The sequence below is a fragment of the Oleiphilus sp. HI0067 genome, assembly GCF_001635735.1.
Genome location: NZ_LWFI01001742.1, coordinates 24,118 through 31,646, shown reverse-complemented (window position 1 = coordinate 31,646; position 7,529 = coordinate 24,118). Strand labels below are relative to the sequence as shown.

Here is a 7,529-nt window from a genome sequence, read left to right as displayed (position 1 = left end):
CAACCAATCGAAAAATCGACGAATAATGAAGATATGAATCATAAGCGACTACTATTGCTTCCAATGTTAAAGACAACAGCAGAATTAAGTGTTGGTGTAACGACCGTAAGTTACTTCAACCAGAGTTTTGCCTGACGACCATAGAGAACTGGAACCACCTGATCCCATCCCGAACTCAGAAGTGAAACGGTTCATCGCCGATGGTAGTGTGGGAGGTCCCATGTGAGAGTAGGTCATCGTCAGGCTTCTAATACGAAACCCCAGCAGTACATACTGCTGGGGTTTTTTATTGCGTGGGGGTTTGTTCCTCGAGTAAAAGTGCGTCTGACCACATCGTCAAATACTCATGCAATTAGGTTTGTTTACCGTATATCTATTAAAAGCTAACCTGAAGTCGAGCGTCTCTCAACAAACGTAAGGTATATTTGAATACCCTTCCCCCAGTAACAATACCAAAGAGACAATCGCACATCGTGTTAATGGCAAAGTAACCACTTTAGCTTAGCAGTCGTTATGAATATACTAGTATATTTTGGTCAACAGTGCCCTTGACGTCCTTTCACACGGTTAGAAATAATGCCCTTTGAACAATGGCTTTTACTATTGGCAACCTGTGCTCTCGGAGCCATGTCGCCAGGCCCTTCTTTAATTTGTGTCCTTCAAAACGCGATAGCTGGCGGATTTCGTTTAGGTGTTAAAGTTTCGGTAGCCCATGCTAGCGGGGTTGCTCTTTGGGCGTGCGCAACAATTTTGGGAATTGCGAGCATTAGCAAAACGTTCCCTTTTCTGCACAATACACTGATACTGTTGGGGGCGTTGTATCTAATCTACATGGGGTTACGTAGTTTCGCTTCTGGGCTAAGTGGGGTCGAGTTAAGTATTAATGGTGTAGAAAGCCCGAAAGGCAGACAAGCTGTTCGAGACGGTTTTTTCATTGCATTTTTAAATCCAAAACTAGCAGTGTTTTTTGTCGCCTTGTTCTCTCAATTCGTTGACGCAAATAACAGTCCGATTGATTCGCTTGTCATGGTTTCCACTGCCGCGTTTGTAGATGCTCTATGGTATATCTTAGTAACTTTTATAGCATCATTAAGTACCTTCAGAAATCGCTTATTGAGACGAATCCGCTATATAGATTGCTTTGGCGGAATCGTTTTTATTTTCGTTGGGGTTAGTGTGGCAGTAAGTTGGATTAAGTGAATCAAGTATTACGATAAGGTTGAAAGTATGTCGAATTATGAACCCAAAACTAACTATTGGGCCGAAACACATCGTGTCGAAAATGTCCCAAAAAAGCTCGTAGACTACAATTCGTTTTGCTCTGACAAGGCGCTTTTAGAGGCCGTTAAGGTTTTTGGCCCGGGTATCGATGCCAAAGCTCTTACAGAGTTTGGTTTGCTAACTGGTAGTGAAAGGCTTATAGATCTTGGTTTTGATGCTAACCACTACAAGCCGGAATTACATACCCATAACCGACGTGGAGAGCGGGTCGACGAAATTAAGTACCACGCTGCTTATCATGAGTTAATGAACATATCTTTAGCTCACGGTATTCATTCGAGTCACTGGGAGGGTTCGAATAGTGGGCATCACATCGAACGCGCTGCAATGAGCTATATGATGACACAGGTCGAGGCAGGGCATGGGTGTCCTATTACGATGACTTCTGCATCAATTCCTTCTTTACGCCGCCAACCAGATCTTTACGAAAAGTGGGCCCCTAAAATTCTAAGTCGAAGTTATGACCCAAGAAATATCCCCCATTCTCAAAAAGATAGCGTTACGATTGGAATGGCGATGACCGAAAAGCAAGGAGGGTCTGATGTTCGGAAAAATACGACACGCGCATACCCCGTTTCTAAGTCTGGAGGAGGAGCGCTGTATGAGCTTGTTGGTCATAAGTATTTCGTGTCCGCGCCAATGTGTGATGCTTTCTTAGTGCTGGCTCAAACTGACCAAGGCGTGTCGTGTTTCCTGGTGCCGCGATGGAGAGAGGATGGTACGAAGAATCCGATTCAGATCCAAAAGTTAAAGAACAAGATGGGAAACGTTTCGAATGCATCGAGTGAGACAGAGCTACGTGGCGCGCAAGGATGGTTGATCGGCAAGGAAGGAAAGGGTGTGGCAACCATAATAGAAATGGTCGCGATGACACGATTTGACTGCATGATCGGATCAAGCGCGGGGATGCGCCAAGCCGTCGTGCAAGCTATTTCGCATTGTAAAGAAAGGGAAGCGTTTGGAAATAACTTACGAGACCAGCCCTTGATGAAGAATGTATTGGCTGATCTCGCAATCGAGAGTGAGGCCGCTATGTTAATGACAATGAGAATGGCGAAGGCACTCGAGAATTCAGATGACAATGAAAAAGAGTCGATGTTGGCACGTCTCGGAACGGCGGTAGGAAAATATTGGATATGTAAACGTACGCCAGCGCATGCGTATGAAGCAATGGAATGTATCGGTGGTATGGGTGTTATGGAAGACACGATAATGCCGCGTTTATTTCGTGAATCACCGATTAATGCCATCTGGGAAGGAAGTGGGAACGTACAATGCTTAGACATGTTACGAGCTATCTCGCGTTCACCGGAAACCCTGGATGCAATCTTCGAAGAACTCGATAAAGCAACTGGTAAAAGTATATATTTTGACGATCACCTAAGGCATTTGAAATTACAACTAGAGGACAAAGAGCATATTGAGTTTCGTTCTCGGACGATCGTTGAGCAGCTAGCGTTAGCATTACAGGGTGCGTGTTTACTACTTTACGGGAATGAAGTCGTAGCAGAAGCATTCTGTATGTCTCGTCTTCAAAATGCACCAAGCGCCTACCTATTTGGTACCCTCCCAACTATGGTCGATTGCGACTACATTATTGATAGAGCGGCGATATGAGCAACGTTTCTGAGTATGAACTTTGGACCTATAGTGTTGTAGGCTTAGTTTGTATTGTCTTATTGAGCTGGGCGATTACAAAACAGCTTCGAGCATTGAAGCAAGAAAATAACGCTAGACGAGAGTTAAGACTAAAAGAAGCTGAACGACGTAAATTTTTGTTAGACAGCGTTTATGTGCTTTGTAAATCGGTACTTGATAAGCAAGTAGAAATCTCTGAGGCCTGTATGCGGGTTAAGCTCTTAATAGATCATTTTGATTCAACACTGCATGAGCGTCATGACTTTAAAGTATTTAACGATGTATACGATCGCTTAGAGCATATGCCGAGATTTGAAGCGAGGAAGCGTTTATCTAGGCGTGAAATGAAGGCCCTAGATCAAGAGCGTTATGAAGTCGAAGCCGAATATGAGGACGAAGTTAAAAAAGCGTGTGTCGCTTTGCTAGCCCATTTGTCTTCTTTACACTAAACGGCATGTTATTAGGAATGCAACTAGTAAGGAAATTATATGTTAAAGCGCATTTTAATCATTTCATTGGTGATCTGGTTTACGGCATGCTCATCAGAAGAAGCGACCGTCACTGAACCTCAGTTGCGTCCCGTAAAAACGTTTATTGTGGGAGGTTCTGACGAGGGCGCGATGCGAAGCTTTCCAGGTGTTGTTGATGCAAACCAAAAAGCCGAGCTGAGTTTTAGAGTCAGCGGAAAATTAACCAGCTTAAACGTAAAAGAAGGCGATCTAGTTACGGAGGGCCAGTTACTTGCTACCTTGGATGACTCGGACTTTAATATAGAGCTTCAAGAAGCTCAGGCTAGTTATTCAAAGGCTAAAGCTGATCTCGATAGAGCGAAATTATTAATTCAAAAAGGGCATATATCCAAAGCCGATTTCGATAAGTTAACATCTGCTGAAGTGGGAGCTAAAGCTCATTTAGATTCTATAAAACAGAAGCTCATTTATTCACAGTTAAAAGCCCCTTTTACAGGTCAAGTGGCAAAGCGTTACATTGAAAACTTCCAAGAAGTCGGCGCATCGCAAACTATCTTTCTACTGCAAGATCTTAGCAGTTTAGAGGTGAGTGTTGATATTCCTGCATCGGTTATGGTCAATGCAAAGCGCGATATCTCGACAATAGCCATCAACGCCCAATTTGATGCTATCCCAGATAGAAAATTCCCCCTAAAGGTTAAAGAAGTTTCGACTGTTCCTGACGAGGTGACACAGACATATTCAGTGAAACTAAGAATGGAAAATGTACCGGGTTACAACATCCTACCTGGAATGACTACGACAGTTAAGGCGAGTAATCCTGTTGCGACAGGCCAAACAATTTTTATCCCTAGTAGTACAATCTCAGGGTCAGATGAGCAAGCATATGTTTGGCTGATAGATGAGCAAGCAGACGGAACTGGAATAATTAAGAAACAAAATGTCAGTCTCGGAGACCTAGGCGAAAATGGCTTTGAGGTCTTAAATGGTCTGAATGAGGGTCAAGCTATCGTGGCTGCCGGTGTCAGCAAGGTAACTGATGGAATGTCCGTTCGTTTAAAAAAGGATTAAATAAATGAACATTACTGCAGCTGCCATTGCGAATAATCGTACTACCTTGGTTTTATTTATCATTGTTTTACTGGCGGGTCTCCAAGCGTTCAATAATCTCCCACGTGCGTATGACCCTGGCTTTGTTATTCGGGCTGCTCAAGTGATTACGTATCTTCCAGGTGCTAGCCCCGATCGAATGGAAGATCTTGTAAGTAATCAGATTGAACAAGTTATCCAGGAAATTCCAGAACTCGATTTCGTTACGAGCACTTCTAAAACCGGCGTTTCTATTGTTGTCGCTAATATCAAAGAGAGCTATACCGATATGCGGCCAATATGGGATGACCTGCGTCGTAAAATTGATAGCGTAGCACCAGATTTACCGAGTGGAATTATCGGTCCAATAGTTAATGATGAATTCGGTGATGTATACGGAATCGTTTTAGCGTTGACTGCCGAGGGATATACCTACAGAGAAATGAAGGACGTTGCTGATGATGTACGTGACGATTTGTTGAGTCTCCCTGACGCAGCCAAGATTGATCTGTACGGCGTGCAAGAAGAACAGATATACGTCGAATATGATAATTCAAAGTTGAGTGAGTTAAGTATTTCTCCTAGCCAACTTAGCGCAATGATTAAAAGCCGCAATATTATCATTCCTGGCGGGTCTATCACTGTGGGTGAAGAGCGCATTGAATTAGAACCATCCGGTAATTTTGAATCCGTTGAAGACATTGCAAACACAATACTTCCTATACCGGGTAGTAAAAGTGTTGTGTATTTAAGGGATATCGCGTCGGTAAGATCAGGATACGTTGATCCTAGATCTTCTATTGTGAGTTATAACGGAGAGCCAGCAATTGGTATCGCTATCTCTATGAGAGAGGGTGGTAATAATATCGAGTTAGGTAAACAGGTGCGAGAGCATATTGCTCAGCTACAATCAATCTATCCGATAGGGGTGGATTTTAACGAGGTCAATTTCTCTCCACATGAGGTAGATGAAAAGGTAAAAGGCTTTGTCGTTAACTTACTGCAGGCCATTGCCGTGGTAGCAGGAGTAATGCTTGTTACGCTCGGAATGAGAACAGGTTTGATCGTTTCTCTGCTTATTCCTTCCAGTATGCTAGCAGCATTGTTAGTGATGTATAACATAGATATTGGTTTGGATCAGATTTCACTCGCTGCATTGATTATCGCGCTTGGTATGCTGGTTGATAATGGCATTGTGATGTCAGAGAGTATTTTGGTTCAAATGAAGGAAGGGAAAAAAGCTATTGAAGCTGCGATCGATTCGGCGGCGGAGCTTCGTTTATCGCTCTTAACGTCTTCTTTAACTACCGGCGCGGCCTTTTTACCCATCTATTTGGCTGAATCAGCTGTCGGCGAATTTACCTCCTCATTGTTCAAAGTTGTTACGATTACCTTGCTTTGCTCTTGGGTGATTTCAATGACTGTGATTCCTATGCTGTGCGTATATTTCCTCAAGCCTAGTGAAAAAACGGTTGAGAAAGACTCCTTGGTACAAACGATCTATGTCAAAGTGTTGAGCTTCAGTTTGAAAAATCGTTTCCTCGTTATCATCTCTGTAGTTGTAGCCTTATTTGCAGCAGGCTATATGATGAAGTACGTGCCAAAAATTTTCTTCCCGCCATCAGACCGCTTATATTTCAAAATGGAGCTCGAGTATCCACTTGGTACCGATATCAGTGTGACTGAAAAGTTGTCTAGCGAGATTAGTGAAGCGATCAAAGAAAACTTCCAAGTGAATGAAGATCGTCCTGAAGGGATCACCTCTTGGATTTCATACATTGGGGCTGGCGGGCCGCGTTTTGTTCTGCCTCATACGCCAGAGCCTGCTAGCCCCAACTACACATTGTTTGTCGTGAATGTAAATACTTTGGCGGCTGTCGATCAAAGTATTAAGGGCTTAAATGCGTATTTATTTGAAAATTTCCCAGATGTGCAAGCAACCTTAAAGCGAATTGAAAACGGTACACCGGTGAAAAATCCCGTTGAATATCGCCTATACGCAAAAGATATCGAGACCTTATTTGAACGAGTCGATGCCCTGAAAGCCAAGATGTCTGAGCTGTCTGAACTTACAAATATTAATGATGATTGGGGTATTCAGACGAAGAAGTTTGAAGTGATTATTGATCAGACTAAAGCGCGTCGCGCAGGTATAACCAACGAAGATATCGCGGTTTCATTGCAGACGGGTTTGAGCGGCTTAGAGCTGACAGAGTATCGACGTGGCGAAGATATTATTCCCGTATTACTTCGAACCAAAGAGTCAGAACAAGATGATATTTCGAAGTTAGAGGGGATCTCTGTGTATGTGCAGTCTACAGGTGATTCCTTGCCTCTGAAGCAAGTCGCCGATCTGAAGCTAATATGGGAGCCCGCTAAAATTTTGCGTCGAGATCGAATCAAAACGGTCACTGTCGGAGCGCAACTCATTGATGGTGTCACAGCTACTGAAGCATTTGAGAAATTGACTCCATGGCTTGAAGAGCAGTCACAGAATTGGGAATTAAGTGCGAGTTATGAGCTTGGTGGCGAGTTTGAGAGCTCGGATAAGGCAAATGAGTCTATTGCTGCAAAGCTACCGATAGCTGGCTTTTTAATTCTGATTTTGTTGGTCGCGCAATTTAATTCTCTTCGCAAGCCTGCGATTGTTTTAATGACGATACCTCTAGGGTTTATTGGTGTCGCGATTGGTCTCGTTGTGGCTCATTCATTCTTTGGGTTCATGACGCTACTTGGTGTGATTTCACTGGCTGGTATCGTTATAAATAATGCGATTGTATTACTCGAACGTATTGAATTAGAGATCAATGACAACGGCTTAGCGCCTTATGACGCGATTGTTATGGCAGGAAAACGACGCTTGCGGCCTATTCTTTTAACAACCGCAACCACAGTGTTAGGCATGTTACCTTTATATTTTGGTGGTGGATTGATGTGGGAGCCGATGGCCGTTGCAATTATTGCAGGACTGCTATTTTCTACTATCCTGACCCTGATTTTAGTTCCAGTGTTATACGAAACCTTGTATAGAGTTAAATCAAGTTAGCGGGG

Annotated in this window: 5 protein-coding genes and 1 rRNA gene; all 6 read left to right on the top strand. The window is 43.3% G+C overall.

Going from position 1 to position 7,529, the window contains the following annotated elements:
* Positions 1-130 precede the first annotated feature (130 nt).
* A 5S ribosomal RNA gene (gene rrf, locus A3739_RS27775) occupies positions 131-245 on the top strand.
* A 382-nt stretch (positions 246-627) separates the two neighbouring features.
* Positions 628-1,200: a LysE family translocator gene (locus A3739_RS27770; RefSeq protein ID WP_197472648.1), complete on the top strand. Its 573-nt coding sequence runs from the start codon at positions 628-630 to the stop codon at positions 1,198-1,200.
* 27 nt (positions 1,201-1,227) lie between these two features.
* Positions 1,228-2,898, top strand: a complete 1,671-nt coding sequence (locus A3739_RS27765) for an acyl-CoA dehydrogenase family protein (RefSeq protein ID WP_068482620.1) — start codon at positions 1,228-1,230, stop codon at positions 2,896-2,898.
* A complete protein-coding gene (locus A3739_RS27760; RefSeq protein WP_068482618.1) occupies positions 2,895-3,368 on the top strand; it encodes a DUF2489 domain-containing protein in 474 nt (157 codons plus the stop codon). The genes A3739_RS27765 and A3739_RS27760 overlap by 4 nt, the downstream gene beginning before the upstream one ends.
* A 39-nt stretch (positions 3,369-3,407) precedes the next feature.
* The gene (locus A3739_RS27755) at positions 3,408-4,460 is read left to right on the top strand and encodes an efflux RND transporter periplasmic adaptor subunit (RefSeq protein ID WP_068503527.1); all 1,053 of its coding nucleotides are present in this window, start codon (positions 3,408-3,410) and stop codon (positions 4,458-4,460) included.
* Between the two features lie 4 nt (positions 4,461-4,464).
* Positions 4,465-7,524: an efflux RND transporter permease subunit gene (locus tag A3739_RS27750; protein ID WP_068482611.1), complete on the top strand. Its 3,060-nt coding sequence runs from the start codon at positions 4,465-4,467 to the stop codon at positions 7,522-7,524.
* Positions 7,525-7,529 lie beyond the last annotated feature (5 nt).

Coding starts and splice junctions, on each gene's coding strand:
- A3739_RS27770 (WP_197472648.1), top strand. CDS start 628: ATGTCGCCAGGCCCTTCTTTAATTTGTGTCCTTCAAAACGCGATAGCT.
- A3739_RS27765 (WP_068482620.1), top strand. CDS start 1,228: ATGTCGAATTATGAACCCAAAACTAACTATTGGGCCGAAACACATCGT.
- A3739_RS27760 (WP_068482618.1), top strand. CDS start 2,895: ATGAGCAACGTTTCTGAGTATGAACTTTGGACCTATAGTGTTGTAGGC.
- A3739_RS27755 (WP_068503527.1), top strand. CDS start 3,408: ATGTTAAAGCGCATTTTAATCATTTCATTGGTGATCTGGTTTACGGCA.
- A3739_RS27750 (WP_068482611.1), top strand. CDS start 4,465: ATGAACATTACTGCAGCTGCCATTGCGAATAATCGTACTACCTTGGTT.